This window comes from Alicyclobacillus sp. SP_1 (assembly GCF_024706985.1).
GTDB lineage: Bacteria > Bacillota > Bacilli > Alicyclobacillales > Alicyclobacillaceae > Alicyclobacillus_I.
In genome coordinates, this window is sequence record NZ_JAMCCX010000101.1 from 1 (window position 1) to 1,291 (window position 1,291).

General features: G+C 53.4%; 1 protein-coding gene. It reads left to right on the forward strand.

Annotation, left to right across the window (positions count from 1 at the left end):
• Nucleotides 1-94 precede the first annotated feature (94 nt).
• Nucleotides 95-1,291: IS256 family transposase (locus M4I36_RS16200; RefSeq protein ID WP_258112802.1), on the forward strand; the 1,197-nt coding region annotated here is incomplete at its 3' end.

Below are 1,291 nucleotides of genomic sequence, written 5' to 3' on the forward strand. Positions count from 1 at the left end.
TAGTGGTGTAAATTCCACGGCTAGATCTTGACGAAAAAGCCATCGAGTGCAATCTACTAAAAGTGTCAAGCAAATAGTAGAGGGAGGCACATCGATGGCTTCTACAGACAAGATCGCACTTTTGGATCTCATTCGCAAGATCGGATTAGAAGATGGTGATGTGGATTTCTTGAAGGAGGGGTTAAGAGTCCTCACCCAGGCTGTGATGGAAGCGGAGGTGAGTTCCCTCATTGGCGCTGAACGATATGAGCGTAGTGAGAAGCGCAGCAATAGCCGCAATGGACACAGAGACCGGGAATGGGATACCCGTGTTGGAACGATTGACCTGCAAATCCCAAAGCTGCGTAAGGGGAGCTACTTTCCGAGTATGCTAGAGCCTCGGCGCAAGGCTGAGAAGGCACTGCTTTCCGTTGTCCAAGAGGCATACGTACATGGCGTGAGCACCCGTAAGGTGGATGAATTAGTTGAATCCATGGGCATTCAGGGGCTCAGCAAGAGCGAAGTCTCTCGAATCTGCAAAGAGCTCGACGACGTAGTCCAGGACTTCAAGAACCGCCCGTTGGAGGGGACGTATCCGTATCTGTGGCTAGATGCAACCTTCCCGAAAGTAAGGGAAGGCGGACGGGTACAGAGTATGGCGTTTGTCATTGCCATTGGCGTGAGAGACACCGGTGAGCGTGAAGTGCTGGGATTTGACATTGGCACAAGCGAAGACGGCTCATTTTGGCTCACGTTCATTCGCAGCCTGGTCGCACGTGGACTGCGAGGCGTGCAGCTGGCGATTAGCGATGCACATGAGGGGCTTCGCAGTGCGATTGGGTCTGCGTTGACCGGAGCCACGTGGCAGCGCTGCCGCGTCCACACAATGCGCAATATTCTTAGCCAGGTGCCCAGAGCGTCACAGGCGATGGTTTCATCCATTGTCCGAACGATCTTTGCTCAACCGACGCAGGAAGCTGCCAAGCAGCAACTGTCGGCCGTTGTGCAGCAACTTCAGGAGAAATTCCCGAAGGCGATGAACGTGTTGGAGCGTGCGGAGGAAGACGTGCTGGCGTACATGGCATTCCCGAAGGAGCACTGGAAGCAGATTTGCTCGACAAATCCACTGGAGCGTTTGAATCGCGAACTCAGACGGCGCTTTGATGTGGTTGGCATATTCCCGAATCGGGAGTCCGTGGTTCGTCTTGGCGGTGCAATTCTTCAAGAGCAAAACGATGAATGGGTTGTTGCAAGGCGGTATTTCAGCCGAGAGTCTATGGCTAAACTAACCGGCAACGACGAACAACAATTG